General features: G+C 71.8%; 24 protein-coding genes. 18 read left to right on the forward strand and 6 right to left on the reverse strand.

What is annotated here, in order from left to right:
* The first annotated feature begins 115 nt into the window (after positions 1-115).
* Together thrS and Pma05_RS24750 are read left to right on the forward strand one after the other, a co-directional pair.
* Complete coding sequence (gene thrS / locus Pma05_RS24745) at positions 116-2,149, forward strand: threonine--tRNA ligase (protein ID WP_203859864.1); 2,034 nt, start codon at positions 116-118, stop codon at positions 2,147-2,149.
* A gap of 115 nt (positions 2,150-2,264) precedes the next feature.
* Positions 2,265-2,786 (forward strand): HIT family protein, encoded by a 522-nt coding sequence (locus Pma05_RS24750; protein WP_203860045.1) that lies wholly within the window; start codon positions 2,265-2,267, stop codon positions 2,784-2,786.
* An 84-nt stretch (positions 2,787-2,870) separates the two neighbouring features.
* Here Pma05_RS24750 and Pma05_RS24755 read toward each other — a convergent pair whose 3' ends face one another.
* The 3 genes from Pma05_RS24755 to Pma05_RS24765 form a co-directional block, all read right to left on the reverse strand.
* The gene (locus Pma05_RS24755; RefSeq protein WP_203859865.1) at positions 2,871-5,201 is read right to left on the reverse strand and encodes an esterase-like activity of phytase family protein; all 2,331 of its coding nucleotides are present in this window, start codon (positions 5,199-5,201) and stop codon (positions 2,871-2,873) included.
* A 391-nt stretch (positions 5,202-5,592) separates the two neighbouring features.
* Positions 5,593-6,459 (reverse strand): bifunctional DNA primase/polymerase, encoded by an 867-nt coding sequence (locus tag Pma05_RS24760; RefSeq protein WP_203859866.1) that lies wholly within the window; start codon positions 6,457-6,459, stop codon positions 5,593-5,595.
* A gap of 31 nt (positions 6,460-6,490) precedes the next feature.
* Positions 6,491-7,054, reverse strand: coding sequence for a hypothetical protein (locus Pma05_RS24765; RefSeq protein WP_203859867.1), 564 nt, complete (start codon positions 7,052-7,054; stop codon positions 6,491-6,493).
* Positions 7,055-7,141: 87 nt separating this feature from the next.
* On the opposite strand from Pma05_RS24765, the gene Pma05_RS24770 reads away from it, so the two are divergent.
* Positions 7,142-8,131, forward strand: coding sequence for an aldo/keto reductase (locus tag Pma05_RS24770; RefSeq protein ID WP_203859868.1), 990 nt, complete (start codon positions 7,142-7,144; stop codon positions 8,129-8,131).
* Between the two features lie 165 nt (positions 8,132-8,296).
* On the opposite strand, the gene Pma05_RS24775 is transcribed toward Pma05_RS24770, so the two are convergent.
* A complete protein-coding gene (locus Pma05_RS24775) occupies positions 8,297-10,459 on the reverse strand; it encodes an elongation factor G-like protein EF-G2 (RefSeq protein WP_203859869.1) in 2,163 nt (720 codons plus the stop codon).
* Between the two features lie 252 nt (positions 10,460-10,711).
* Here Pma05_RS24775 and pgsA point away from each other — a divergent pair, with 252 nt between their 5' ends.
* The 9 genes from pgsA (at position 10,712) to Pma05_RS24820 (ending at position 18,463) form a co-directional block, all read left to right on the forward strand.
* Positions 10,712-11,341, forward strand: a complete 630-nt coding sequence (pgsA, locus tag Pma05_RS24780) for a phosphatidylinositol phosphate synthase (protein WP_203859870.1) — start codon at positions 10,712-10,714, stop codon at positions 11,339-11,341.
* A gap of 135 nt (positions 11,342-11,476) precedes the next feature.
* A complete protein-coding gene (locus Pma05_RS24785; RefSeq protein ID WP_203859871.1) occupies positions 11,477-12,451 on the forward strand; it encodes a phosphatidylinositol mannoside acyltransferase in 975 nt (324 codons plus the stop codon).
* Between the two features lie 13 nt (positions 12,452-12,464).
* Positions 12,465-13,625, forward strand: a complete 1,161-nt coding sequence (locus Pma05_RS24790; protein ID WP_203859872.1) for a glycosyltransferase family 4 protein — start codon at positions 12,465-12,467, stop codon at positions 13,623-13,625.
* 242 nt (positions 13,626-13,867) lie between these two features.
* On the forward strand, positions 13,868-14,371 hold the full coding sequence (locus tag Pma05_RS24795) for a hypothetical protein (RefSeq protein ID WP_203859873.1): 504 nt from the start codon (positions 13,868-13,870) through the stop codon (positions 14,369-14,371).
* Positions 14,372-14,603: 232 nt separating this feature from the next.
* A complete protein-coding gene (gene pdxS, locus Pma05_RS24800; RefSeq protein ID WP_203860046.1) occupies positions 14,604-15,515 on the forward strand; it encodes a pyridoxal 5'-phosphate synthase lyase subunit PdxS in 912 nt (303 codons plus the stop codon).
* Positions 15,512-16,150 (forward strand): pyridoxal 5'-phosphate synthase glutaminase subunit PdxT, encoded by a 639-nt coding sequence (pdxT, locus tag Pma05_RS24805; RefSeq protein ID WP_203859874.1) that lies wholly within the window; start codon positions 15,512-15,514, stop codon positions 16,148-16,150. Before pdxS ends, pdxT begins: the two co-directional genes overlap by 4 nt.
* 56 nt (positions 16,151-16,206) lie before the next feature.
* Positions 16,207-17,151 (forward strand): hypothetical protein, encoded by a 945-nt coding sequence (locus Pma05_RS24810; protein WP_203859875.1) that lies wholly within the window; start codon positions 16,207-16,209, stop codon positions 17,149-17,151.
* Positions 17,152-17,354: 203 nt separating this feature from the next.
* Entirely contained in the window at positions 17,355-18,104 is a 750-nt protein-coding gene (locus tag Pma05_RS24815) for a YebC/PmpR family DNA-binding transcriptional regulator (RefSeq protein WP_203859876.1), read from the forward strand.
* Positions 18,105-18,118: 14 nt separating this feature from the next.
* Positions 18,119-18,463: a cold-shock protein gene (locus Pma05_RS24820; protein WP_203859877.1), complete on the forward strand. Its 345-nt coding sequence runs from the start codon at positions 18,119-18,121 to the stop codon at positions 18,461-18,463.
* Positions 18,464-18,542: 79 nt separating this feature from the next.
* Here the strand turns inward: Pma05_RS24820 and Pma05_RS24825 are convergent, their stop codons facing one another.
* A complete protein-coding gene (locus Pma05_RS24825) occupies positions 18,543-19,058 on the reverse strand; it encodes a hemerythrin domain-containing protein (RefSeq protein ID WP_203859878.1) in 516 nt (171 codons plus the stop codon).
* Positions 19,059-19,192: 134 nt separating this feature from the next.
* Positions 19,193-19,957, reverse strand: coding sequence for an SDR family NAD(P)-dependent oxidoreductase (locus Pma05_RS24830; protein WP_203859879.1), 765 nt, complete (start codon positions 19,955-19,957; stop codon positions 19,193-19,195).
* Between the two features lie 255 nt (positions 19,958-20,212).
* Between Pma05_RS24830 and Pma05_RS24835 the strand changes: the two genes are divergently transcribed.
* From Pma05_RS24835 to Pma05_RS24860, 6 genes are all read left to right on the forward strand, one after another.
* Positions 20,213-20,989 carry an ABC transporter ATP-binding protein gene (locus Pma05_RS24835; protein ID WP_203859880.1) on the forward strand — a complete coding sequence of 259 codons (777 nt, stop codon included), beginning with the start codon at positions 20,213-20,215 and terminating at the stop codon, positions 20,987-20,989.
* Positions 20,976-21,692, forward strand: coding sequence for an ABC transporter ATP-binding protein (locus Pma05_RS24840; protein ID WP_203859881.1), 717 nt, complete (start codon positions 20,976-20,978; stop codon positions 21,690-21,692). Before Pma05_RS24835 ends, Pma05_RS24840 begins: the two co-directional genes overlap by 14 nt.
* A gap of 54 nt (positions 21,693-21,746) precedes the next feature.
* Positions 21,747-22,997, forward strand: coding sequence for an ABC transporter substrate-binding protein (locus tag Pma05_RS24845; RefSeq protein WP_203859882.1), 1,251 nt, complete (start codon positions 21,747-21,749; stop codon positions 22,995-22,997).
* 9 nt (positions 22,998-23,006) lie between these two features.
* Complete coding sequence (locus tag Pma05_RS24850) at positions 23,007-23,882, forward strand: branched-chain amino acid ABC transporter permease (protein ID WP_203859883.1); 876 nt, start codon at positions 23,007-23,009, stop codon at positions 23,880-23,882.
* Positions 23,879-24,967 carry a branched-chain amino acid ABC transporter permease gene (locus Pma05_RS24855; RefSeq protein ID WP_203859884.1) on the forward strand — a complete coding sequence of 363 codons (1,089 nt, stop codon included), beginning with the start codon at positions 23,879-23,881 and terminating at the stop codon, positions 24,965-24,967. Before Pma05_RS24850 ends, Pma05_RS24855 begins: the two co-directional genes overlap by 4 nt.
* Positions 24,968-25,206: 239 nt before the next feature.
* Complete coding sequence (locus Pma05_RS24860; protein ID WP_203859885.1) at positions 25,207-26,775, forward strand: MFS transporter; 1,569 nt, start codon at positions 25,207-25,209, stop codon at positions 26,773-26,775.
* The last annotated feature ends 10 nt before the right edge of the window (positions 26,776-26,785 follow it).

The following is a 26,785-nucleotide window of genomic DNA, read 5'->3' on the forward strand; positions in this document are numbered from 1 at the left end:
TCAATCTAACGCCGAGGTAGCGGCGCTGGCAGGAGGAAAACGCAGGACCGATAGCATCTGGGCAAGCCGATCCCGTCGGCGGCGTCTGATTCGTCCAAGATCGTAAGGAGCCACCGTGTCCCAAGCCCGTACCCCCGTCGGTGCCGAGCCCGTCGTCGTACCGGCCGGGACGACGGCGGCCGAGGCGGTGGCCGCGGCGGGTCTGCCGCACGCCGGCCCCGGGGCGATCGTGGTGGTCCGCGACCCGGACGGCCAGCTCCGCGACCTGGACTGGGCGCCCGAGCTGGAGACCGTGGTCGAGCCGGTACGGCTGGACTCCCCGGACGGGCTCAACGTGCTGCGCCACTCCACCGCACACGTGCTGGCCCAGGCCGTCCAGGACACCTTCCCGGAGGCGAAGCTCGGGATCGGCCCGCCGATCGACAACGGCTTCTACTACGACTTCGACGTCGACCGCCCGTTCCAGCCGGAGGACCTCGACCGGCTGGAGAAGCGGATGCAGGAGATCGTCAAGTCCGGCCAGCGGTTCCGGCGGCGCCGCTTCGACAGCCTGGACGCGGCCCGGACCGAGCTGGCCGACGAGCCCTTCAAGCTCGAACTGATCGAGGTCAAAGGCGCCGGGACGGAAGGCGGCGGGGCCGGCCTGGACGCGGGTGAGGTGATGGAGGTCGGTGCCGGTGACCTCACCATCTACGACAACCTGGACGCCGAGAGCGGCAAGGTCTGCTGGTCCGACCTGTGCCGGGGGCCGCACCTGCCCAGCACCCGGCTGATCGGCGCGTTCAAGCTGATGCGCTCGGCCGCCGCGTACTGGCGGGGCAACGAGCGCAACCCGCAGCTCCAGCGGGTCTACGGCACCGCCTGGCCGACCCGGGACGCGCTGAAGGCGTACCTGAAGGTGTTGGAGGAGGCGGCCCGGCGCGACCACCGCAAGCTCGGCGCCGAGCTGGACCTGTTCAGCTTCCCCGACGAGATCGGCTCCGGCCTGGCGGTCTTCCACCCCAAGGGCGGGATCATCCGGCGGGAGCTGGAGGACTATTCGCGGAGGCGGCACGAGGCGGCCGGCTACGAGTTCGTGAACAGCCCGCACATCACCAAGGCGCAGCTCTTCGAGACCTCCGGCCACCTGCCGTACTACGCCGACACGATGTTCCCGCCGATGAGGTTCGAGGGCGCGGAATATTACCTCAAGGCGATGAACTGCCCGATGCACAACCTGATTTTCAAGGCGCGCGGGCGGTCGTACCGGGAGCTGCCGCTGCGGCTCTTCGAGTTCGGCACCGTCTACCGGTACGAGAAGTCCGGCGTGGTGCACGGGCTGACCCGGGTACGCGGGCTCACCCAGGACGACTCGCACATCTACTGCACCCGGGAGCAGATGCCGGGCGAGCTGACCACGCTGCTGGCGTTCGTCCTCGACCTGCTCCGCGACTACGGCCTCGACGACTTCTACCTGGAGCTGTCGACCCGGGACGACTCGCCGAAGTTCATCGGCTCGGCCGAGGACTGGGCGGAGGCGACCGAGGCGCTGCGTACCGCCGCCGAGGCGTCCGGGCTCGACCTGGTACCCGATCCGGGCGGCGCGGCCTTCTACGGGCCGAAGATCAGCGTGCAGGCCAAGGACGCGATCGGGCGTACCTGGCAGATGTCCACCATCCAGGTCGACTTCAACCAGCCGGAGCGGTTCGGCCTGGAATACCAGGCAGCGGACGGCACCCGGCAGCGGCCGGTGATGATCCACCGGGCGCTCTTCGGCTCGATCGAGCGGTTCTTCGGAGTGCTGACCGAGCACTACGCCGGGGCCTTCCCCGCCTGGCTGGCCCCGGTGCAGGTGGTCGGCATCCCGATCCGGGAGGAGCACGCCACCCACCTGCACGGGTTCGTCGCCGCGCTGCGCGCCGAGGGTATCCGCGCCGAGGTGGACACCTCGGACGACCGGATGCAGAAGAAGATCCGTACCGCTCAGCAGCAGAAGATCCCGTTCATGGCGATCGCCGGGGACGCGGACGTGGACGCCGGGGCGGTCTCGTTCCGCTACCGGGACGGGTCGCAGCGCAACGGGGTGCCGCTCGCCGAGGCGGTGGCGCACGTCGTGGAGGTGGTCCGGTCCCGGGCCAACACCGGGCCGAGCGCCGAGCCGGTCGGCTAGCGGCGGGGCGGTTGCCGGTGCGGGCACCCGCCGGGCGGTCCGGGTCGGTCGCGCCGGTTGCGCTGGTCGTAGGATCGTCGGCGTGACAGGCGCGGCGCCCCACGCGGAACTCGGCATGCCCGACGGGCTCGATCGGCTCTGGACCCCGCACCGGATGACCTACATCTCCGGTCCGGACCGGCCGGGGGAGGGGCACGAGAAGCCGGCCGGCTGCCCGTTCTGCCTCGCCCCGGAACGGGAGGGCGAGGAGAACCTCGTGGTGCACCGGGGCGAGCGGGTCTTCGTGGTGCTCAACCTCTACCCGTACAACCCGGGGCACCTGCTGGTCTGCCCGTACCGGCACGTCGCCGACTACACCGAGCTGGACGCCGGGGAGACGGCGGAACTGGCCGACTGCACCCAGGCGGCGATGCGGGTGGTCCGGCGGGTCAGCAACGCGCACGGCTTCAACATCGGGATGAACCAGGGCGGGGTGGCCGGCGCCGGCATCGCCGCCCACCTGCACCAGCACGTGGTGCCGAGGTGGGGCGGGGACGCCAACTTCATGCCGGTGATCGCCCAGACAAAGGTACTGCCGCAGTTGCTGGCCGACACCCGTACCCTGCTCGCCACCGCCTGGGCGAGCACCGCCGGCTGAGCGACGAACGGGGCGTGTGAGCGACGAACGGCCGGCGGACCTTGTCAGGTCCGCCGGCCGTCTCCCCCGAGGAGTACGACGAGGTCAGCGCCGCTTGAAGACCTTCTTCTCCGGGCCGAGCCGGAGGAAGACCGTCTCGCCCGTGGCGTCCTGCACGGCGTCGTTGTCGGTGATCGCGTAGACCTGGCCGTCGCCCGCCACGGTCAGCCCCTCCAACTTCTCCTGCGTCCAGCCGTTGGTCGCGCGCAGGTCCGGCAGTACGTCGTAGGCCAGGGTCTTCGGCAGCACCCGCAGCGGACCCGGCCCGGCGGCGGCCTGCGGCAGCTCCACGGTGTAGATCCGCTTCAGCTTCGCGGCCGGGCCGTTCAGCTTGTCCCGTTCGATCACCGCCAGCCGGTCGCCTACCACGGTGATCTCGGAGAGCCCGATCCAGTCCCCCGGGGTGCTGGTGGTGCCGATCCGGTAGCCGAACCAGCTCCAGGTGCCTGCCGCGACGTCGTAGCGGCCGAGCCGGACGACCCCGGTCGGGTCGCCGGCCACCTCGCGTTGCAGCGCCGCCCAGACGACCTCCCGGCCCCGCCGGTCGGTGGTCGCGGTGACCCCCTCGAAGCCCTGCTTCGCCAGGCCCGCCGCCACCTCCGCCGGTACCGGCACGACCTGCCGGGTCACCCCGGCCGCGTCCAGCCGGACGAGCTGGTTGCCGGCCCCGGTGGCGCCCTCGACGGCGAGCCAGAACCCGCCCTGCGGACGGGCGAAGATCCCCTCGGCGTCGTACCCGACCGGGCTGCCGTCGGCCCCCTGCACCGTCAACGATCCGGTGATCACCGCCGGCGCCGAGCTCGGGTCGACGGTGAGGATCCGGGTCGGCGAGTACGCCGCGTCGGTCACGCTGTAGAGCAGGTGCGACCTGCCGGGTACCGCCGACAGCGCGCCGAGCGCACCCCAGCCGATCGGCGCCGCACCCCCACGGGCCGGCGCGGAGACGATGCTCGGGAAGGCCGGAGTCTCCCGACCCAGCCGGTAGAGGGTCACCGAGGCGCGTACCCCGACCGAGGCGTCGTCCTCCTCGCTGGAGACCGCCAGCAGGTCCCGCCCGGGGATCGGCAGCAGCCCCTCCGGCCCGTTGGTCGCCGGCAGCACCTGCCGGAACTCGGGTGAGGTGGGGCGGCTAAGGTCGTAGACGGCGACGAAGTTGCTCCGCTCGGAGCCGACGAAGGCGTACCGGGTGCCGTGGTACTCGGCGACCGCCACGCCCTCCGGCTCGGTGCCCTTGTTGTCGGCCCGGTCGTCGTTGGCCAGCCCGTAGGTGATGGCGAGCCGCTCGAAGCTGTTGCCGGCGTCCCAGGCCACCTTGCCGGTCCGGCTGTCAAAGATCGACCAGCCCCGGGTGCCGCCCCGCCAGTCGCCCTCGTTGGCGGTCGCCAGGTAGCGGTCGTCGATCCAGGCGACCGCGTCCGGTTCCCGGGGCAGGTCCACGATCGAACCGGACGGGTCGATCACGCCGTCGTCGTCGGTGTCGATGCCGGTCACCGTGGCGGTGCCGGCGCTGAACGCCCCGTCGATCCGGCCGGTCGGTACGTCCACCAGGACGATCCCGTTGTTCTCCTGGAGCGTCACCGCGAGCTGGTTGCGGCGGTTGATCGAGACGTACTCCGGCTCCGGGTCGGTCGGCCCGGCCAGGCCGGCGGCCACCAGCGCCGGCAGCGCCGTACCGCCCGGACCGGTCAGGGACACCTTCCGGGTACGCCATCCCGTCGGTGACTTCCCGGTCAGGTCGACGAGCTGCACGAAGCCGGCCGGCGCCTGCGGCAGGTCGCCCTCCTCACCACCGGCCGGGGTCACCTCCTCGTCCCGCTCGTTCTCGATCGCGATCGCCGCGTACCGCTGGTCGGCGCTGATCGCGATCGAGTCGGGCTGGCCGCCGAGGTCGAAGCTGGCCACCCGGTGCCGGTCGGCCAGCCGGATCACGTCGAGCCGGCCGGACGGGTCGGTGTAGCTGGCGCTGGTGTTCACCACCACCAGCACGTACCCGTCGACCACCGCGACCGAGGTCGGCTCGTCCTCGGCGTCGCCCAGCTCGGTCAGCGACAGCGTGCCCAGCCCGCGTGGCCGGCCGGCGTCGCCGATGTCCAGGAAACCGATCCGCCGGGCCAGCGCGTCGGTGTAGATCAGGGTCCGGCCGTCCGCGCTGACCGTCGAGATCTCCGCCACGGTCGGGGTCGCCGGGTCCTCGCCCGCCGGCCGGTTCTGGAACACCGGGTAGGTGGCGGTCCGGTCGAACGCCAGGCGCTGCTCCGGCCGGTGCCTGTCGGCGGTCCCCGTGCCCGCGCCGGCCACCCCGGCACCGGCGACGGCGATGGTGCCGGCGGCGACGGCCACCGCGACCAGCGTCGCGTATGTCTTCTTCGAGGGCATCGTCTCTCCGTTGCTGTCTGACTTGCCGGCTCGGAAGGTCGCACGGGTGGACGAGCGGCAGCCGGCGCCCAGGTGAACGGCGGGCGAAGAGCGGTCGTTGCCCCGACGGTCACCGCGCTGTCGACCTGCTGCTTAAGGTCATCGGCCGATCCCGGCCGGCCGTCTCGCTTCGGCGGCGACGGTGACCGGCCACCCTCGGCTGGCCGTCCCGGCATGCTCCGGCGCCGACCGGCCGGCCGACGCCGGCCCCGTCGGTGGGCTTCGGCGGTGGCACCGTGCTGACCTGGACAACAGAGGCGCTACTGCTCGCCGGTAGCGCTTCTCTTGTCCAGCTCAGCGCGCGGTGGTGGGGCTGGGCAGCGGCGGTGGTGAGCGGCTGGCGAGACAGCCCCTAGGCGGCGAGGCTGTGCCGGGGATGCCGGTGGCCGGCGCGCAGCCCGGAACGGATCGTCCGGGTGGTTTCGTAGCGGCCGAGTCCGCTGCGGTGGGCGGCGTCGGCGAGTACGACGGTGATGTCGTGGTCGTCCAGCAGGTGTAGTGCGGCGAGCTGGCCGAGGTGGTATGCCGCCCGGTAGAGGGTGGTGTTGCGGGTGCCGGTCACCGCCCCGGCGACGGTGCTGGCCTCGGCGGCGAGCGCGGCGCTGGCGTACCGGTCGGGGTGGCGTACCCGGTCGGCGGTGCCGATCCCCGGCCGGGTAGGCGGTGCGGGTGGGAAGAGCAGCGCGGTCAACTCCGGCGGGCAGTCGGCGAGCGGGACGTCCGGCCGGCGGATCCAGCGGTAGTCCCGCCCGCTGGCGTGCCGGGACGGCGGGGCGACGACGTAACCGCCGGCTCCGCGCCAGTCGACGCCCGGCAGCAGCCCGCTCCGGTTGCCGGCGCCGGTCGGGCGCAGGTAGAGGTGCCAGCCGCCGGAACCGGTCCGGACCACCGGCCCGGTGATCCGCCGCTCCCGGACCACGGCGCGCAGCGCGGCGACCCCGTCCGGCGGGTCGACGTCACAGACGTCGAACCGGTCACCGGTACGCAGCGCCAGGTTGGCCCCCGGCCAGCGGGTCCACCACCGCCGGATCACCTCCGGTCGGGTACTCGCGTCGTGCAGGCCGTGCCGGAGCAGGCTGCGGTGCCAGCGGGGATGCTTACCCGGGCGGTCGCAGTCGGGCCGGCGGCAACTACAGCCGGTCGCGGTGGGGGAGTGCAGCGGCAGCACGGGTACGCCGACGGCGGCGTACTCCAGGGCGGCGCGCAGTATCGGTGTCATCCCGACCTCCTCACCGGCCGGATACCCGTAGTCAGGATATTCGAACACCTGTCTGATTGGCATCGCCGATCAGTGCCATCAGTTCCGGCCAGGACTCGACCCGGCGTACCGCCGCGAGGTGGGACCGGTGCCGGCGTACCTCGTGGTCCCTGGGGCGGAACAGGTAGCGGTTCGGCACCGTCTCCAGATAGGAGAGCACCTCCAGTCGGTCGTCGACGAAGTGCGTCAGCCCCAGCGCGGCGGCGATCGGCGCCTTGCCCTGTCGGGTACGGCAGAAGTGCAGGTGCCCGGCCCGCACCCCGGTACGGGCGTAGAAGTCGTGGTGTTCCAGCCACAGCCGGGTACGCCGTTCGACCCGTTCACCGCACTTGGACACCAGGTACACGTGCTCGCCGAACATCTCCGCCACCAGGGCGGACACCGCCTCGAACGCCCCCGGCACCGGCGGCGTTCGCCGGAAGTCCGCGAGCAGCGCGGTGTCCTCGGTCTCCGCGCCCGCCGGTGGCCCGACCGGCTCCGGGCCGGTCGGCTGGTCGTCGTGGAGCCGGTCCTCCTGCTGGACGAGGACTCCACCGATGTCTATTCCGATCTTCATGCCCCGATGATCGGCAGCCGTCCTGGATGGAGTCCACCGGTTATCGCCGGCTCCACCCGCCCGCCGCGATGTGGAACCCTTGCCGACATGAATGCGAAGACGCGGGTGTTGGGGCGCAGTGGCATCGAGGTGAGCGCGCTCGGCCTCGGCTGCTGGGCCGTCGGGGGCGTGTGGCACCAGGGTGACCAGCCGCTCGGCTGGGGGCAGGTGGACGACGACGAGTCGATCCGGGCGATCCGGCGCGGGCTCGAACTCGGCGTCACGTTCTTCGACACCGCCGACGTCTACGGCACCGGGCACAGCGAACGGATCCTGGCCCGTGCCCTGGCCGGGCACCGGGACGAGGCGGTGATCGCCACCAAGTGGGGCAACACCCACGACGAGGCGACCCGGCAACTGACCGGAGTGGACGGGTCGGCGGGCTACCTGCGGCGGGCGGTGGCCGCCTCGCTGCGCCGGCTGGAGACCGACCGGATCGACCTCTACCAGCTACACCTCGGCGACCTCCCGGTCGCGCAGGCGGCGGAACTCCTCGGCACCCTGGAGGAACTGGTCGCCGAGGGCCGGATCCGGTCGTACGGCTGGAGCACCGACCTGCCCGACCGGGCCGCCTCCTGGGGCGCCGACGGCCGGCACTGCACCGCTGTGCAGCACTCCTTCTCGGTGCTACAGGACTCGCCGGAGGTGCTCGCCGTCTGCGAGCGCTACGACCTGGCCAGCGTCAACCGTGGGCCGCTGGCGATGGGGCTGCTCTCCGGCAGGTTCACCGAGTCGACCACCCTGGCCGCCGACGACGTACGCGGAATCGCCCCGGCCTGGCTGGACTGGTTCCGGGACGGGCGGCCCGCCCCGGAGTTCCTGGCCCGGGTGGCCGCCGTCCGCGACGTGCTCACCTCCGACGGCCGTACCCTCGCCCAGGGCGCGCTCGGCTGGCTCTGGGCGCGCAGCGACCGGACCGTGCCGATCCCCGGCTTCCGGACCGTCGCCCAGGTGGAGGAGAACGTCGGCGCGCTGGCGTACGGGCCGCTGCCGGCCGACCAGGTCGCCGAGGTCGAGCGCCTGCTCGCCAAGCTGTGACGCTCGCCAACCGGTGACGCTCGGCAAGGTGTGACGCGTGGCAAGCGATGACGCTCGCCAAGGTGTGACGCTTGGCAAGCGGTGACGCTCGGCAAGGTGTGACGCTTGGCAAGGTGTGACGTGCGGGTGCCCTCCCCGGCGACCCGGGGAGGGCACCTCGGGCGGTCACCGGCCGGACGCGGTGTGCTCCTTGCGGATCTGGTCGGCCAGGTGGCTCGGCATCGGCTCGTAGCGGGCGAAGGAGCGCCGGAAGGTGCCACCACCGGCGGTCATCGAGCGGAGTTCGACGGCGTACCGGATCAGTTCGGTCGCCGGCACCTCGGCCCGGACCAGGGTGTGCTCGGTACCGGCCGGGTCCGGCTCGGTGCCGAGTACCCGCCCCCGGCGCCCGGACATGTCGCTCATCACCGCGCCCACGTTGGCGTCAGGCACCCGGACCAGCACCTCGTCGACCGGCTCCAGGAGCGTGACCTGCCCCTTCTCGGCCGCGTCACGCAGCGCCAGCGAGCCGGCGGTCTGGAAGGCGGCGTCGGAGGAGTCGACGCTGTGCGCCTTGCCGTCCACCAGGGTCACCTTCAGGTCCACCACCGGATAGCCGGCGACGATGCCCCGGCCCATCTGGGTGCGTACGCCCTTCTCCACCGACGGGATGTAGTTGTGCGGTACGGCGCCGCCGACCACCCGATCGGCGAACTCGAATCCCTCGCCCCGGGGCAGCGGCTCCACCTCGATGTCGCAGACCGCGTACTGGCCGTGGCCGCCGGACTGTTTCACGTGCCGGCCGTGCCCCTTCGAGGCGACCGCGAAGGTTTCGCGCAGCGCCACCCGGACCGGCTCGGTCTCCAGGTCCACCCCACCGCCGCGGAGCCGGTCGAGCACCACCTCGGCGTGCGCCTCGCCCATGCACCAGAGCACCAGTTGATGGGTCTCCGGGTTGCGCTCCAGCCGCATCGTCGGGTCACCGGAGACCAGCCGGGCCAGGTTCTTGGCCAGCGCGTCCTCGTCGGCCCGGCTCTTCGCCACGATCGCCACCGGCAGCAGCGGCTCGGGCATCTCCCACGGCTCGATCAGCAGCGGGTGCTCCTTGGCCGAGATGGTGTCGCCGGTCTCCGCCGTACCCGACTTGGTGATCGCGCAGATGTCGCCGGCCACGCAGTGCGGCACCTCGCGCAGCGCCGCGCCGAGCGGGGAGTAGATGTGCGAGATCCGCTCGTCGGCGTCGTGGTCCGGGTGGCCGCGCTCGGCCATGCCGTGCCCGGAGACGTGCACCACCTGGTCGGGCCGGAGCGTGCCGGAGAAGACCCGGACCAGGGAGACCCGGCCGACGTGCCGGTCGATGGTGGTCTTGACCACCTCGGCCACCAGCGGGCCGTCCGGGTCGCAGCTCAGCGGCGGCTGCGGCGAGCCGTCGACGCCGGTGACGGTGGGCAGGTCGTGCTCCAGCGGGGTCGGGAACGCCGAGGTCAGCAGCTCCAGCAGGACGTCGATGCCGAGCCCGGTCTCGGCGCAGACCGGTACCACCGGATAGAAGTGTCCCCGGGCGACCGCCTTCTCCAGGTCGTCGATCAGGACCTGCGTCTCGATCTCCTCGCCGCCGAGGTAGCGGTCGAGCAGGGTCTCGTCCTCGCTCTCCGCGATGATGCCCTCGATCAGCTCGTTGCGGGCGTCGCCGATCGCCGGCAGGTGCTCCGGATCCGGGTCGCGGACCGCCGCCGGCAGCCCGGCGGAGTAGTCGAAGACCCGGCGGGTGATCAGCCCCATCAGGCCGACCACCTCGACGCCCTCGTCGTCGAGCATCGGCAGGTAGAGCGGGAGTACGTTGTCGCCGAAGACCCGCTGGCAGAGCGCCACCGTCTCGTCGAGGTCGGCCCGCTGGTGGTCCAGCCGGGTGACCGCGACGGCCCGGGGCATCCCGACGGCGGCGCACTCCTGCCAGAGCGCGGCGGTCGCCCCGTCCATCCCGTCCACCGCCGACACCACGAAGAGGGCCGCGTCGGCCGCCCGCAACCCGGCCCGGAGTTCGCCGACGAAGTCCGCGTAGCCGGGGGTGTCCAACAGGTTGACCTTGACGTCGTTGTGCTGGAGGGGCGCGCAGGCCAGGCTGATCGAGCGCTGCTGGCGTACCGCCGCCGGGTCGTGGTCGCACACCGTGGTGCCCTCGGTCACCGCACCGGACCGCGAGATCGTGCCGGTCGCCGCCAGCAGGGCGTCGACCAGGGTCGTCTTTCCCGCTCCGGAGTGGCCTACGAGCACCACGTTGCGAACCCTGCCGGGCTCGTCCACCACCGGCGCCGGGCCGGTGACCCCTTTCTCACTCTTCTGCGCCATCGGGGCGCACCTCCCTAAGCCGGTGGTTGGTGGCGACCGCCGCGCGCGACGGGGGAGCTGCCCTGGCGACTCCGCGGCGATATCCTCGGGTGGCCTGCCGTGCTGCCGGAGACGTGCCGGGTGACAGGTGAGCGACGTCACGTCCCCTGCTCCGATCTCACACCCGTACAAGTCGTGACACAAGTCCGCGGCGTGAACTAAGCGCCACCGGGCGTACCGCCGCCGTTCGCGGCCCGTTATGGTGGGACGGCCATGGCGAAGATCTTCCAGGTGTCGGCCCGGGCCGGCATGACCCGCGTTGTCGAACCGATCGCCCGGACCCTGCTGCGGGTCGGGGTGACGCCCAATGCCGTCACCGTCGCCGGGACGCTCGGCGTGGTGGTCGGATCGATCGTGCTCGGCGCCCGGGGTTACCTGGTGGCCGGGGCGCTCGTGGTGACCTTCTTCGCCCTGACCGACCTGCTCGACGGCACGATGGCCCGGATGCGCGGCGGGTCGAGCCGGTTCGGCGCGTTCCTCGACTCGAGCATGGACCGGGTCTCCGACGGCGCGGTCTTCGGCGCCGTCGCATACTGGCTGGCCACCCAGGACGACCACGTCGGGGTCGCCGCCGCGCTGATCTGCCTGGTCGCCGGTGGCCTCGTCTCGTACGTCAAGGCCCGCGCCGAGGGCCTCGGGATGACCTGCAACGTCGGCATCGCCGAGCGGACCGAGCGACTGCTCATCGTCGGGGTCGGCGGGCTGCTCACCGGCCTCGGGCTGGACTGGGCACTGGTCACCGCACTCTGGCTGCTCGCCGCGGTCTCGGTCTTCACCGTCGGCCAGCGGATGACACACGTCTACCGGCAGGCGCAGCGCGCCGAGTTGGGCGTGGACGCGTGACCCGGCCCGAGCGTGGACACGAGGCCCCGCCCAGTCATGGACGCGTGACCCGGCCCAGCCGTGGACGCGAGGCCGGGCCTCGCCGTGGACGCGTGACCGGGCGGGTGGCCGAGTGACAGCGCGGCGGGCCGGCCGGTGACCCCGGTCGAGTTCGCCTACCTGGCCGGCTGGCGGGTGGTACGCGCGCTGCCCCGGCCGGCCGCGGCGGCGCTGTTCCGGGCCGCCGCCGACCAGGCGTACCGCAGGCGCGGTCCGGGGACGCTCCGGCTCGCCGGCAACCTGCGCCGGGTGGTCGGTCCCGAGCTGCCGGAGCCCGCCCTGGAGGAACTGGTCCGCCGGGGCATGCGCTCGTACGCCCGCTACTGGCTCGACGTGTTCCGGCTGCCGTCCCGCAGCCGGGAGCAGCTCCGCGACGACTTCCAACTCGGCGGCGCGGAGTTGCTCGCCGCCGACATGGCGGCCGGCCGGGGCGCCGTGGTGGCGCTGCCGCACTCCGGTAACTGGGACGCCGCCGGCGCCTGGGTGGCCGCGAACGGCTGGCCGATCGCCACCGTGATGGAACGACTCAAGCCGGAGGGCGTGTTCACACGTTTCCTCGAATTCCGGCGCCGGCTCGGCATGGAGATCCTGCCGGCCCAGGGCGGGGCCCGGGCGCCCTTCGAGGTGCTGGTCGAACGGGTCGCCGCCGGCTACCTGGTCCCGCTGCTCGCCGACCGGGACCTGTCGGCGCGCGGCGTGGAGGTGTCGTTCTTCGGCGGCCGGACCCGGATGCCGGCCGGCCCGGCACTGCTGGCCATCCGGACCGGCGCCCCGCTCTACGTGGCGGCGCTCTGGTATGACCCGGCCGGTCCACGGGGCCGGCTGACCGGGCCGCTGGAGGTGCCGGACCCGGATGCCGGCCCGCTCGACCAGCGGGTCCGGGCGCTGACCCAGCGGATCGCCGACCACCTGGCCGAGGGCATCGCGCAGCGTCCGGAAGACTGGCACATGCTGCAACGGGTGTGGATCGACGACCGTGGCAGGAGCGCCGGGGTGGCCGCCGGATCGGCCGATCCGGCCGGGGCGGGGCCGGGGACACCGGGCACCCCGTCGATCTCCGAGCCGGCCTGAGGGGGGAGGCGCAGTGCGGATCGGCATCGTGTGTCCGTACTCCTTCGACGTCCCCGGCGGGGTGCAGAACCACGTGGTCGACCTCGCCGAGGCGCTGATCGGGCTCGGCCACGAGGTGAGCGTGCTGGCACCGGCGGACGAGGACTCGCCGCTGCCGCCGTACGTGGTGTCGGCCGGTCGGTCGGTGCCGTTCCCGTACAACGGGTCGGTCGCCCGGATCAGCTTCGGACCGGTCTCCACGGCCCGGGTCCGGCGCTGGCTGGCCCGGGGCCGGTTCGACGTGCTGCACGTGCACGAGCCGTTCGCGCTCAGCCTCTCGCTGCTCGCCGTGCTCTCCGCCCGAGGGCCGGTGGTCGCCACCTTCCACACCGCGATGACCCGGTCCCGGGCGCTGGCCGCCGCGCAGGGGGTGCTGCAACTCGTCATGGAGCGGATCACCGCCCGGATCGCGGTGAGCGCACTGGCCCGGAAGGTCCAGGTCGAGCATCTCGGTGGCGGGGCGGTGGAGATCCCCAACGGGGTGGCGGTGGCGAAGTTCGCCGACGCCGAGCCGCTGCCCGGGTGGCCGGGGCCGTGCGGGCCGGGCGAGGGCGGCACGCTGGGCTTCCTCGGCCGGTTCACCGAGCCCCGGAAGGGCTTCGGGGTGCTCCGGGAGGCGTTCGTCGGGCTCGCCGCGGAGCGCCCGGGGCTGCGGCTGCTGGTCGCGGGCCCGGGGGACGTGGCCGAGCTGCACGAGGGCGTACCGGAGGGGTTGCGGGACCGGATCACCTTCCTCGGCCAGGTCTCCGAACCGGACAAGGCGCGCATGCTGCGCAGCGTGCACCTGCACGTCGCGCCGAACATCGGAGGCGAGTCCTTCGGGATGATCCTGACCGAGGCGATGGCCGCCGGGGCGACGGTGGTGGCGAGCGATCTGGACGCGTTCCGCCGGGTGCTGGACGGGGGCCGGGCCGGGGAACTCTTTCCCACCGGGGACGCGGCGGCGCTGCGGCGTACCCTGGCCAGCCTGCTCGACGACCCGGCGCGCCGGACGGAGTTGTCGGCCTCTGCCCGGGAGGTGGTCGGGGCCTTCGACTGGCCGACGGTCGCCCGCCGGGTTCTCGAGGTGTACGCCACGGCGATCGAGGCAACCGACGGTCGGGTACTGGACGAGGAGTGGATCGGGCCGGCCTGAGCCGGATCCGTCGGCGCTGAGCCGGTTCCCGCCTGCCGGGCGGGTGATCGCGACGTGTGCGGTCCCGCCTGCGGGTGGATGATCGGCGGCGGTGCGGTCCGGGAAGCGTGTGCGGTCCGGGGCGAACGAGGTTCCGGGGTGGGCGCGGTTCGGCACCCGCCGGGCCGGGGCGGGCCGATTGGCCGGATCGTCCCGCCGGGGCCGTGACGTGCCAGGAAGACGGGAGTGGGGGCCGCACTACGATGCCGGGCATGTGGTGGGTGTTGGGCGTCGTCGTGGCGGTCGTCCTGGTGACGGCGTACCTGATCTGGATCGCGTCCCGGGTCGACCGGATGCACGCACGGGTGCGGTCGGCGACCCGCGCGCTCGACGCGCACCTGCTCCGCCGGGCGGCAGCCGCTGCGGTGCTGGCCGAGGAGCGCTACGCGCTGGAGCTGTACGCGGCGTCCCGGATCGCCCTGGACGCCGAGGGTGACGAGCGGGAGGCCGCCGAGAACGACCTGACCCGGCAACTGCGGTCCAGCGTGCTGGACCCGGAGGAGCCGGTCGCGGCGGCGGTGATCGGCGCCAGCCGGCGACTCGCGCTGGCCCGTCAGGTGCACACCGACCTGGTACGCGACGCGCTGTCCCTGCGCCGCCGCCCCGTCGTACGCCTGTTCCGGATGTCCCGTAAGCACGAGCGCCCGCGCTATTTCGACATCGACGACCCGACCCTGAACAGCCGTCCGGAACTCTCGGTCGGCTGACTGTCCCGCTGGTGGCGCCGCCGTTCGGACGATCGTCGGCGCGCTGGTCGACCGGCGGCGACGGCGGCGTGAGCCGGGCCACAGGGCAGGCCACCCGGGGTCTGATTGGCTGTCGGTCCGGCGTTGCACCCCGCGTAGCATCGGGGGGCGACTTAACCCGCCCGAACCACCGTCGAGGAGCGAGAACGCCGTGTCCGAATCCACCGCCCAGTCCGGTTCCGACCAGTCGACCGTGGCTGGAGAGCAGACTGTCAGCGCCACCGGAGTGGTCGGCACCGCGCGGGTCAAGCGGGGTATGGCCGAGATGCTCAAGGGTGGCGTGATCATGGACGTGGTCACCCCCGAGCAGGCGAAGATCGCCGAGGACGCGGGCGCCGTCGCGGTGATGGCGCTGGAGCGGGTACCGGCCGACATCCGGGCCCAGGGCGGCGTCTCCCGGATGAGCGATCCGGACATGATCGACGGCATCATCGACGCGGTCTCCATCCCGGTGATGGCCAAGGCCCGGATCGGGCACTTCGTCGAGGCCCAGGTGCTCCAGGCGCTCGGCGTGGACTACGTCGACGAGTCCGAGGTGCTGACCCCGGCGGACTACGCCAACCACATCGACAAGTGGGCCTTCACCGTGCCGTTCGTCTGCGGTGCCACCAACCTGGGCGAGGCGCTGCGCCGGATCACCGAGGGCGCGGCGATGATCCGCTCCAAGGGCGAGGCCGGCACCGGCGACGTCTCCAACGCCACCACACACATGCGCAAGATCCGTGACGAGATCCGCCGCCTCGGCTCGCTGCCCACCGACGAGCTGTACGTCGCCGCGAAGGAGTTGCAGGCGCCGTACGAGCTGGTCCGGGAGGTGGCCGAGACCGGCAAGCTGCCGGTGGTGCTCTTCACCGCGGGCGGCATCGCCACCCCGGCGGACGCGGCGATGATGATGCAACTCGGCGCGGAGGGGGTCTTCGTCGGCTCCGGGATCTTCAAGTCCGGCAACCCGGCGCAGCGGGCCGCCGCCATCGTCAAGGCCACCACCTTCTACGACGACCCGGACGTGCTGGCCAAGGTGTCGCGCGGGCTCGGCGAGGCGATGGTGGGGATCAACGTGGGCGACATCCCGGTCCCGCACCGCCTCGCGGAGCGGGGTTGGTGAGCGCGAGGAGTGAGCCGGGTTCGCAGGCCCCGCAGTCGCCGACGGTTGGCGTGCTGGCGCTTCAGGGCGACGTGCGCGAGCACGTCCGCGCGCTGACCGACGTGGGGGCGTTCGTCCGTCCGGTCCGTCGGCCGGCGGAGCTGGACGACGTGGACGCCCTGGTGATCCCCGGCGGCGAGTCGACGACGATCAGCAAGCTGGCCGAGACCTTCGAGCTGCTGGAGCCGATCCGTAAACGGATCGGCGACGGTATGCCCACGTACGGCTCCTGCGCCGGCATGATCATGCTGGCCTCGGAGGTACTGGACGGCCGTCCGGACCAGCAGAGCTTCGCCGGAATCGACATGTCGGTACGGCGGAACGCGTTCGGTCGTCAGATCGACTCGTTCGAGGCACCCGTGGAGATCGACGGCATCTCCGGCCCGGCCTTCCACGCCGTGTTCATCCGAGCCCCCTGGGTGGAGCGGGTCGGCGAGGGCGTACGGGTGCTGGGCCGGGTCACCGATGGTACGGCCGCCGGCCGGATCGTGGCGGTTCGGCAGGGGAACCTGATGGCTACCTCGTTCCACCCCGAGCTCACCGGTGACCTCCGGGTGCACGCCCTGTTCGTGGATCTGGTCCGCGCCGCGGCCTGAGCCGTGGCCTGACCGGAGCGCCGATCCATCGACGGCGTGGATGGCAGGATGCCGGGATGACTTCTGCCGTGGTGGATCGGGCACGTGCGTTGTTGACGGCCGGCGAGTACGGGGACCTGCGAAGAGTTCTGCGCACCGCGGCCGAAGCGGGTGATGCCGAGGCGGCGCTGGAGCTCGGCTGGCTGTTGAGCCTGCGCTGGGACCAGTGGGCCGAGGTGGAGGACGGCCGCTGGCCGGAGCGGTGGGAGCCGGAGTGGTGGTTGTCGCGGGCGGCGCGGTCGCGACCGGACGACCCGAAGGCACAGGTGCTGCTGGCCGGTCTGTGGGCGAGGATGGCCGACTCGATGTCGGACGACCCCGACCTGGCCGACGACGAGATCGGGATCGACAGCATCGTCGACGCCGAGATTGACAGCGGAATCGACAGCAGCGCCGACGCCGAGATCGACAGCGGGATCGGCAGCGGCGTCGACGGCGGGATCGACAGCGGGACGGACGGCGACGTCAGGCTCGTTCCCCGGTTCAGGGCGACCCTGTGGCGGCAGGCCGCCGAACGCTACACCCGGGTGCTGGCGGCCGACCCTGCCTGTGTGGCTGCCGCGAGTGGACTCCTCGCCGCCCGGGCCGGGGATCACGAGGGGTTCGGCTGGGATCCCGAGACGGCCGGGTTCAGCTTTCTGATCTGCTCGATCGAGGCTCGGGTGGACAACCAGGGCAACACCGCCTGGCAGCACATCGTGGTCACCGATCCCGACGAGCTGCGCTGGGCGCTCGCCGGCCTGCTCGGCGATGAAGATCAGGTGCCCATCGAGCATGCCGTGCTGAACGTCTTTCAGCGGGGTCAGCCGACCACCGTCGACCTGGTGGTCGACCCCGACGAGTGGGACTGGGCCAAGCTCCGCATCCCACACCTGATGGAGCCCCTGTTGCCATTCGGCCACCCCGTTTTCGTCGACGACGAGATTCTCCATTTCGGCTACCACGCGGAACCGCCGTACTGAGCCGCGCGGCTGGGGCGGTAGGGCGGGCGCACAGGCGTACGGCGCCGGTAGGATTGTCGCGGTTCGGCAGCCGAGCCTGCCTGCGACCGCCCTCTCGGCCCAGCGGACCCCCGCAGGTGACCACTGCGGTGATCGAGATCACCCGAAGCGTGGCGGTCGCGGTCGGGTGACGCCACGCGTCGGGTAAGCAACGGAGGTCATTCATGTCCGGCCACTCCAAGTGGGCGACGACCAAGCACAAGAAGGCGGTCATCGACGCCAAGCGCGGCAAGATGTTTGCCAAGCTGATCAAGAACGTCGAGGTCGCGGCGCGTACCGGCGGTGGTGACCCGGCCGGCAACCCGACCCTGTTCGACGCCATCCAGAAGGCGAAGAAGAACTCGGTGCCGAACGACAACATCGACCGCGCCGTCAAGCGCGGCTCCGGCCTGGAGGCCGGGGGTGCCGACTGGCAGACGGTGATGTACGAGGGGTACGCCCCGGGCGGCGTCGCGCTGTTGATCGAGTGCCTGACCGACAACCGCAACCGTGCCGCGACCGAGGTACGCACCGCGCTGACCCGCAACGGCGGCTCGCTGGCGGACGCGGGCTCGGTGTCGTACATGTTCTCCCGCAAGGGCGTGGTGATCGTGCCGAAGGCGGGGCTCTCCGAGGACGACGTGCTGCTCGCCGTACTCGACGCCGGGGCCGAGGAGGTCAACGACCTGGACGAGGCGTTCGAGGTGGTCTCCGAGCCCGGTGACCTGATCGGTGTACGGACCGCGTTGCAGGACGCCGGGATCGACTACGAGTCGGCCGAGTCGTCCCTGGTACCCAGCGTCACCGTCCCGCTCGACGAGGACGGCGCCCGCAAGGTCTTCAAGTTGATCGACGCGCTTGAGGACTCCGACGACGTGCAGAACGTCTACGGAAACTTCGACGTCTCCGACGAGGTCATGGCGGCGGTCGGCTGAGCCGGCGGCGCACCGTGACCATCGTCGGCGTGGTACGCGAGTTCGACACCGACCGGGGCTGGGGGGTGCTCGACGCTCCCGAGACCCCCGGCGGCTGCTGGGTGCACTTCTCCGCCATCGTCGCCCCCGGTTACCGCAGCCTGACGGCAGGGCGGCGGGTCTTCTTCCGGGCCGAGGCGCCCGGGCAGGACGGTTACCCGTACCGGGCCACGAAGGTCTGGAGCGACGGCCCGGTGGAGCCGCCGGATCGAGCGCCGGACGGGGACGCGCCGGGGGCATACCGCAGCACGGTGACGATCGTCCACGACGATCCGCCCGGCGAGCCCACAGCGGCGGTCAGCGCGGCTCTCCCCCGGTAGGCCGACGGTTCGTGTGCTGTTGCTACCCCTCTAGGGGTAGCAACAGCACACGGTCACCGCCCGCCACGGCCTTCGCCGGTCAGGCGTCCTGGTCGGAGAGGAGGAAGGCGGGGCGGTCCTTGCGCCAGTCGGGCAGGTCCAGCGAGTTGAGCACCGAGACGAGCTTCTTCTCCTCGTACGTGAAGTGCGTCTCCATGATCGCCGACAGCCCTTCCAACTCGGCCCGTACCCGGGTCGCGGTGGCCGGGTCGGGCTCCGCCGGCAGCTCGCGCAGCAGCCCCTCCAGGTTGGCCAGGATCCAGTCGATCCGGTTGTGGTCGGTCTTCAGTTCGGTGATCACCTGTCGCAGTTCGGGGAACTCGTCGGCGATCACCGGAAACGCCCCGCCGTCCTCGCCGCTGTGGTGCCGGGTGAGCGCCGTGCAGAAGGCGAGACAGTGCACCCGCAGGTCGCGGGGCGGAAGCCCGTCACCCGCGTAGTACGCGTCGACGTTGTCCCGCAGCTCCGCCAGCAGCTCACGGAGCCAGATGTGTACCTCGATCAGTTGGTTGCCGAAGGCGGTGAGGCGACTGCTCGCCTCGTAACCGGAAGCCATGCTCCTCCAGGGATTGGCCGTCCGCGTGCCGCCGGCAGCACGGACGGACAACCAGTATGCCTCCCTTCACCGACCATGTCTCCAGCCGGTGCTGTCGCCAAGAACCATGGTGGCGTCGGCGCCGGTGGGACGGGTCAGATGGTGAAGCCGCCGTCGACGTTGATCGTCGCCCCGGTGACGTACGAGCTGTCGGCGCCCGCCACCCAGGCGACCGTCGCCGCGATCTCGGCCGGCTCGGCGTACCGGCCGACGGCGGTGAAGCCGCGGATGGTCTCCGCCATCGGGCTGTCGGCCGGGTTCGAGTCGGTGTCGGTCGGGCCGGGGTTGACCAGGTTCACCGTGATGCCCCGGGGGCCGAGGTCCCGGCCGAGTCCCTTGGTCAGCCCGGTCAGCGCGGTCTTGCTCATCGAATAGAGCGCGAAGCCCGGAAACGGTGCCCGCTCGGCCACGTTGCTGCCGATGGTGATGATCCGTCCACCGTCGACCATGTGCCGGGCGGCTGCCTGGGCGGCGACGAACGGCGCCCGGACGTTCACCGCCACGGTCTGCTCGAACTCGGCGAGACCCAACTCCGCCACCGGCCCGACGAGGAACGCTCCGGCATTGTTGACCAGTACGTCGAGCCGGCCGAACTCGCCGGCCGCCCGGTCCACCGCCGAGACGACCGCCGCCGGGTCGGCGCTGTCCGCCTGGATCGCCAGTCCGCGCCGGCCGATCGCCTTGATCCGGTCCAGCACCGCGCCGGCCGCCTCGGCATTCCGCTGGTAGGTGAGTGCCACGTCGGCACCCTCCTCGGCCAGCCGTACGGCCACCGCCGCACCGATGCCCCGGCTGCCTCCGGTGACAAACGCTACCTTTCCGTCCAGAAGACGGCTCTTTGCTGAAATAACCTCGCTCATGCCAACCATCCTGATCGCACGCCGGGCCATCGTCTGGCGGCGATCGGACCCCTCGTTCCGGCGTCTCAGAACCGGCAGCAGCGCCGGACCGTACGGCGGTCGCATGTAGATAGCCACCGTTCGATGCAGCCGCAATGTGTGCGTCCGCGCCATGGCCGATCGGACCGGAGGCGCCGTAGGTTCCCCTGGGGACGCGACGATCTGTGACGCCGGTCACCGCCGGTGCGGTTCGTCGATACCTTGCGGAGGAGGGCGATGACTGGGCAACCGCTGCTGTCGGTTCGCGGGTTGACCCGCGACTTCCGGGGCTTCCGGGCCGTCGACGGGGTCGACCTGGACGTGACGGCGGGCAGCGTACACGCCCTCGTCGGTCCGAACGGTGCCGGCAAGACCACCCTGTTCAACCTGCTCACCGGCTTCCTCAGACCCAGCGGCGGCCGGATCGCCCTGGACGGGCGGGACGTGACCGGGCTGCCGCCCGAACGGATGGCCCAACTCGGTGTCGCCCGGTCGTTCCAGATCACCAGCCTCTTTCCCCGGCTCTCGGCCCGGGAGCACCTGGAACTCGCCCTACAGAGCGGCAGTGGGCTCGGCTGGCGGTTCTGGCGGTCGGCCAAGCTGCTCCGCCGGTACCGGAACCGGACCGAGGAGCTGCTGGAGCTGGTCGGGCTCGGCGCGCACGCCGACACCACCGCCGACGTGCTCGCGTACGGGCGGAAGCGGGCCCTCGAACTCGCCATCGCACTCGCCCTGGAACCGAAGGTGCTGCTGCTGGACGAGCCGACCGCCGGGATGGGGCTGGAGGACGTGGACCGCACCGTGGACCTGATCGGCCGGGTCCGGGATGGCCGGACCGTGGTGCTGGTGGAGCACAACATGAGCGTGGTGGGCCGGGTCGCCGACCGGGTGACGGTACTCCGCGCCGGCCGGGTGCTGGTCGAGGGGACGTACCAGGAGGTGCGGGTCGACGAGCGGGTGATCAGCGCCTATCTCGGCACCGCCGCGACGGGGGTGGACGATGTTGCGCGTTGAGAACCTCTCCGCCTGGTACGGCGAGGCGCGGGTACTCCGCGACGTCGCTCTGCGGGTCGACGCGGGCGAGGTGGTGACCCTGGTCGGCCGCAACGGCGCCGGCAAGACCACGGTGCTGCGCTGCCTGATGGGGCTGCACGCCGGGCAGCGCGGCACGGTCGAACTGGACGGTCGGGACATCGGCCGGCTCCCGACGCACCGCCGGGCCCGGCTCGGCCTCGGCTGGGTACCGGACGACCGGGGCAGCTACGCCAGCCTCTCCGTCGCCGAGCAGCTGACCCTGCCGCCGGTGCTCCGGCCCCGTTCGTCCGCCGAGCGGACCGGCCTCGCCTGGTCGCTGGAGCGGGTCTTCGAGGCGTTTCCGGTGCTCTACCAGCGACGCTCGGTACCGGCCAGCACCCTCTCCGGCGGCGAGCAGCAGATGCTGGCGCTGGCCCGGGTACTCCGGATGGGTGCCCGGCTGCTGCTCTGCGACGAGCCCACCGAGGGCCTGTCGCCGCTGCTCGTCACCCAGGTCGGCGACATCTTGCGGCAGGCCAAGCGGCACGGCGTGACGGTGCTGCTGGTGGAGCAGAACCTGCGGTTCGCCACCGAGGTCGCCGACCGGCACTACCTGCTCGCCCAGGGCGCCGTGGCGGAGGCGCTGGACAACTCGGCGGTGCGCTCCCGTGAGCGGGAACTGCTGGCGTACCTCGGCATCTGAAGTGTTCGCGACGACGACTTCGGGTCGCCGACGGCCCGGGGGAAGGGATCGGCTATGCGTAGAAGCGTGGGTGTCGCGGTGGCGTCCGCCGCCGTGTTGCTGGCCGCCGGCTGCGGTGGGGGCGGCCCCCGGTCGTCCGGTGCGGAGAAACTCACCGACGACAAGATCGTGCTCGGCGTCCTCAACGACCAGTCCGGCGCCTACTCCGAACTGTCCGGAAAGAACTCGGTCAAGGCGGTCGAGCTGGCCGTCGCCGACTTCAAGGCAAAATACGGCGACAAGGCGGTGACCGGGGACATCAACGTGGTCACCGCCGACCACCAGAACAAGCCGGACGTCGCCAACACCCGGGCCGCCGAGATGTACGACCGGAAGGCGGTCGACGCGATCTTCGACGTGCCGACCTCGTCGGCGGCGGAGAAGGTGGCCGACGTGGCGAAGGAGAAGCGGAAGCCGTACTTCAACATCACCGCCGCCACCACCACGCTGACCGGCGCGAAGTGCAACCGGTACACCTTCCACTACGCGTACGACACGTACATGCTGGCCAACGGCACCGGCCGGAACAGCACGACGCAGGGGGCCCGGAACTGGTACATGGTCTATCCGAACTACCAGTTCGGCCAGGACATGGAGAAGAGCTTCTCGGCGGCGGTCCAGGCGGCCGGCGGCCAGGTGGTCGGCCGGGACGCGGCGCCGTTCCCGAACACCAGCGGCGACTACTCGACGTACCTGCTCAAGGCGCCCACCCTCCAGCCCCGGCCGGACGTGCTCGGCACGATGCAGGCCGGCACGGAACTGGTCAACCTGGTGAAGCAGTACAACGAGTTCAAGCTGCGGGACAAGGGGATCGGGCTGGCCGTCGGGCTGATGTTCCTCACCGACATCCACTCGCTCACCCCGGCCGCACTCTCCGGCACCGTCTACACCGACGCCTGGTACTGGAACTACGACGTGCAGAACCGGACGTTCGCCGACCGGTTCCAGGCCGAGACGGGTACCCGGCCGACCTTCGCGCACGCGGCGAACTATTCGGCGGCGACGCAATACCTGGAGGCGGTGCAGGCGACCGGCACCGACGATGCGGACGCGGTGGTCGGCGACCTGGAGGGCAAGGAGATCGAGGACGTCTTCCTGCGCAACGGCAAGATCCGGGCCGAGGACCACCGGGTGGTGCACGACGCGTACCTGGCGCAGGTCAAGCCGGCGGCCGAGGTGGCCGAGCCGTGGGACTACGTCAAGATCCTGAAGACCATCCCGGCGGCCGAGGCGTTCCGGGCACCGTCCGCCGACTGCAAGATGTGACCCGGTGCGATGACCGGATTCTTGCAGAACACCTTCAACGGGCTGGTGAGCGGGGCGTTCTACGCCCTGCTCGCCCTCGGGCTCGCGGTCATCTTCGGGATGCTGCGGGTGGTCAACTTCGCGCACGGCGCGTTCTACATGCTGGGCGCGTTCGGCGCGTACGTCCTGCTCGCCGAGGCCGGGGTGTCGTTCTGGTGGGCGCTGCTGCTGATGCCGATCGGGCTGGCCCTGTTCGGCATGCTCCTGGAGCGGGCCGTGGTGCACCGGCTCGGCCGGCTCGACCCGCTCTACAACTTCCTGTTCACCTTCGGACTGACGCTGATCCTCCAGGACGTGGTGAAGTCGCGGTACGGCGTCCAGTCCAGCCCGTACGCCACGCCGGCCGAGCTGAGCGGTTCGGTGGACCTGGGACTCTTCGACTTTCCCACCTACCGGGTCTTCATCCTGGTCTTCGCGGTGGCGGTCTGCGCGCTGGTCTGGTGGCTGCTGTCGCACACCCGGGTCGGGGTGGTGGTCCGGGCCGCCACCGAACGCCCCGAACTGACCCGGGCGTTCGGGATCGACGTCGGGCGCTGGGTGACCCCGGTCTTCGGCTTCGGGGTCGGGCTGGCCGGGCTGGCCGGGGTACTGGCCGCGCCGATGCGGGCGGTCAACCCGCTGATGGGCGCCGATCTGATCATCGTGGTCTTCGCGGTGGTGGTGATCGGTGGGCTCGGCTCGATCTTCGGGTCGGTGGCCGCCGGTTTCGGGATCGGCCTGGTCCAGTCCTGGGGTGAGGCGTACGCGCCGCCGATCGTGGCGCAGACCCTGGTCTTCATCGTGATGGCCGCCGTGCTGCTGCTGCGCCCGGCCGGCCTCTTCGGGCGGGAGGAGTCGGCGGCATGACCGAGCGGAGCAGGGTCGTCACGCCGGAGGTAGCCGCCGGGGCCGGGGCGTCGGCGTCGGCGTCGGCAGAGCGCTCGGCAGAGCGCCCGGCAGAGCGTCCGGCACGGCCGCCCTCCGTACTCGGTGCGGTCGCGGGTGCGCCGACCTGGTTCCGGTACGCCCTGCTGGCGGTCGGGCTCGGCGTCGCGCTCTGGCTGCCGAACGGGCTGTACCCGACCGTCGCGGTGGACATCGCCTGCTGGGCGCTGTTCGCGGTCTCGGTCGACCTGCTGCTCGGGTTCACCGGGCTGCTCTCGTTCGGGCACGCCGCCTTCTGGGGCACCTCCGCGTACGTCACCGGGCTGGTCGCGATCCACGCCGGGGCGCCGTTCCCGGTCGCCGTACTCGGTGGGGCGCTGGCCGCGGCGGCGCTGGCCGCACCGATCGGCTACCTCGCGGTGCGGCGGACCGGGATCTACTTCGCGATGGTCACCCTGGCCTTCGCCCAGATGGTCTACTACGTCGCGAACGAGTGGCGGAGCGTGACCCGGGGCGAGAACGGGCTCCAGGGCGTGCCCCGGGAACTCGCCGGGCTGGACCTGACCGACGAGTACTACTTCTACTACGCGGCGCTGCCGATCGTGCTGGCCGGGCTCTTCGCGGCCTGGCGGATCGTGAACTCCCCGTTCGGCCGGGTGCTGGTCGGGATCCGGGACAACCCGGCCCGGGCCCGGGCGCTCGGCTATCCGGTGCACCGGTACAAGTTGACCGTCTTCGTGCTCTCCGGGTTCATCGCCGGGCTCGGCGGCGGGCTGTTCGCCGTCGGGCACCGTTTCGTCGCGCTCGACGTGCTGCACTGGACCACCTCCGGCAAGGCGGTGATCATGGTCGTCCTCGGCGGCATCGGGACGCTCTGGGGCGGCCTGCTCGGCGCGGCGGTGCTGGTCCGGCTGGAGGACTGGCTGTCGTTCTCCGGGTTCGACACGATCGGCCTGGTCACCGGGGGAATCTTCGTACTGGTGGTGCTGCTCTTCCGGCGCGGCATCTGGGGGAGCGTCGCGGCGTTGGCCCAGCGGTTGGCCGCCGGTCGGCGCCGGGACTCCTGACCCGGACCTGTCTCGCGGATCGCGGCCGGGTCCCCCCGGCTCGGCCGGCATCCGCAGGACAGGCCCGGCATCCGCACGACGAGCCCGGCATCCGCACGACGAGCCCAGAGGGGTGAGGCGGCTCACAATACGATACGGAACGGTGTCGTTTCGGTTCTCGGCTGGTTAGTGTCAGTGCGGTCAAGAAACTTCCCCGCAGCCGAATCCGGCCACGCGGGGTCTCGGGGGGACACCACAGCATGGAGTTAACGGAAAACACCGGGCACCCGAGGCGCTGGGCCATTCTCGGCGTGCTCGTGGTCAGCCTGCTGGTGATCGTGCTGGACAACACGGTCCTGAACGTCGCACTGCGTACCCTGGCCGACCCGGCGCGGGGTCTCGGCGCCAGCCAGGGTGAGCTGGAGTGGTCGATCAACTCGTACACCCTGGTCTTCGCCGGGCTGCTGTTCACCTTCGGTGTGCTCGGCGACCGGTACGGGCGCAAGTGGTTCCTGCTGGTCGGCCTGGCGGTCTTCGGACTCGCCTCGCTGCTGTCGGCGTACGCGCAGAGCCCGGGTCAACTGATCGGCGCCCGCGCACTGATGGGCTTCGGGGCCGCCGCCGTGATGCCGGTGACCCTGTCGATCATCTCCAACATCTTCGACCCACGGGAGCGCGGTCGCGCCATCGGGGTCTGGGCCGGTGCGATCGGTCTCGGTGTGGCGATCGGCCCGGTGCTGGGCGGCCTGCTGCTGGAAAACTACTGGTGGGGCTCGGTCTTCCTGATCAACGTGCCGGTGGTGCTGATCGGGCTGGTCGCGGTGGCCCTGCTGGTGCCCGACTCGCGGGACCCGAAGCCGGGCCGGATCGACGTGATCGGCGTACTGCTCTCGGTGATCGGCCTGGTCGCGCTCTCGTACGGGATCATCGACGGTGGCGAGCACGGCTTCGGCCGGCCGCTGGTCTGGGCGTCGATCGTCGGCGGCCTGGCCGTACTCGCCGCGTTCGTGGCCTGGGAGCGCCGGATCGAGTTCCCGTCGCTGGACGTACGGCTGTTCCGGGTACCCCGGTTCGCCGCCCCGGTCGCGGTGATGGGCCTGGTCTTCTTCGCCGCGATGGGCGTGATGTTCTTCGGCGCCTTCTACCTCCAACTCGTCCGTGGCTACAGTCCGCTGGAGACCGGCCTGCTGATGCTGCCGTTCGCCGTCGCCCAACTCGTCTTCGCACCGCGCAGCGCCACCATGGTAAAGCGGTACGGCGGCCGGGCCGTGGCGGTGGCCGGGCTGGCGCTGACCTCCGCCGCGCTGGTGGCGTTCGCCTTCGCCACCGCGACCACTCCGATCTGGATCGTCGGGCTGATCTTCTTCGTCCAGGGCGTCGGGATGGCCAACATCATGCCGCCGGCAACCGAGTCGATCATGTCGGCGCTGCCCCGGGAGAAGGCCGGGGTGGGTTCGGCGGTCAGCAACACCGTCCGCCAGGTGGCCGGCGCGCTCGGCGTCGCGGTGCTCGGCTCGGTGCTCTCCGCGGTCTACCGGGACCAGATCGAGCCGGCGGCCCGTGCACTGCCGGCACCGGTCCGGGACGCCGCGTCCGAGTCGATCTCCGGCGCGTACGCGGTCGCGGAGCGGCTCGGTCCGGCCGGCTCGGCGGTGACCGGTGCCGCCAACGACGCCTTCGTCTCGGCCATGCACTGGGCCAGCGGGCTCTCGGCGGTGATCGCCGCCCTCGGCATCGTGGTGGTGCTCCGCTGGCTGCCCGGCCGCACGGCCGAGGAGCAGGTGCAGCCGCCGGAGCAGGTGGCCGATCCCGAACTGGTCGCCGCCTGACCGACAGGGG

Origin of the sequence: Plantactinospora mayteni, assembly GCF_016862935.1 — a bacterium.
Lineage (GTDB): Bacteria > Actinomycetota > Actinomycetes > Mycobacteriales > Micromonosporaceae > Plantactinospora > Plantactinospora mayteni.

Coding starts and splice junctions, on each gene's coding strand:
- pgsA (WP_203859870.1), top strand. CDS start 10,712: ATGGCGAAGATCTTCCAGGTGTCGGCCCGGGCCGGCATGACCCGCGTT.
- Pma05_RS24810 (WP_203859875.1), top strand. CDS start 16,207: ATGACTTCTGCCGTGGTGGATCGGGCACGTGCGTTGTTGACGGCCGGC.
- Pma05_RS24850 (WP_203859883.1), top strand. CDS start 23,007: ATGACCGGATTCTTGCAGAACACCTTCAACGGGCTGGTGAGCGGGGCG.
- Pma05_RS24855 (WP_203859884.1), top strand. CDS start 23,879: ATGACCGAGCGGAGCAGGGTCGTCACGCCGGAGGTAGCCGCCGGGGCC.
- Pma05_RS24840 (WP_203859881.1), top strand. CDS start 20,976: ATGTTGCGCGTTGAGAACCTCTCCGCCTGGTACGGCGAGGCGCGGGTA.
- Pma05_RS24750 (WP_203860045.1), top strand. CDS start 2,265: ATGCCCGACGGGCTCGATCGGCTCTGGACCCCGCACCGGATGACCTAC.
- Pma05_RS24765 (WP_203859867.1), bottom strand. CDS start 7,054: ATGAAGATCGGAATAGACATCGGTGGAGTCCTCGTCCAGCAGGAGGAC.
- Pma05_RS24795 (WP_203859873.1), top strand. CDS start 13,868: ATGCCGGGCATGTGGTGGGTGTTGGGCGTCGTCGTGGCGGTCGTCCTG.
- Pma05_RS24825 (WP_203859878.1), bottom strand. CDS start 19,058: ATGGCTTCCGGTTACGAGGCGAGCAGTCGCCTCACCGCCTTCGGCAAC.
- Pma05_RS24760 (WP_203859866.1), bottom strand. CDS start 6,459: ATGACACCGATACTGCGCGCCGCCCTGGAGTACGCCGCCGTCGGCGTA.
- Pma05_RS24775 (WP_203859869.1), bottom strand. CDS start 10,459: ATGGCGCAGAAGAGTGAGAAAGGGGTCACCGGCCCGGCGCCGGTGGTG.
- Pma05_RS24770 (WP_203859868.1), top strand. CDS start 7,142: ATGAATGCGAAGACGCGGGTGTTGGGGCGCAGTGGCATCGAGGTGAGC.
- Pma05_RS24830 (WP_203859879.1), bottom strand. CDS start 19,957: ATGAGCGAGGTTATTTCAGCAAAGAGCCGTCTTCTGGACGGAAAGGTA.
- Pma05_RS24860 (WP_203859885.1), top strand. CDS start 25,207: ATGGAGTTAACGGAAAACACCGGGCACCCGAGGCGCTGGGCCATTCTC.
- Pma05_RS24755 (WP_203859865.1), bottom strand. CDS start 5,201: ATGCCCTCGAAGAAGACATACGCGACGCTGGTCGCGGTGGCCGTCGCC.
- Pma05_RS24835 (WP_203859880.1), top strand. CDS start 20,213: ATGACTGGGCAACCGCTGCTGTCGGTTCGCGGGTTGACCCGCGACTTC.
- Pma05_RS24815 (WP_203859876.1), top strand. CDS start 17,355: ATGTCCGGCCACTCCAAGTGGGCGACGACCAAGCACAAGAAGGCGGTC.
- Pma05_RS24845 (WP_203859882.1), top strand. CDS start 21,747: ATGCGTAGAAGCGTGGGTGTCGCGGTGGCGTCCGCCGCCGTGTTGCTG.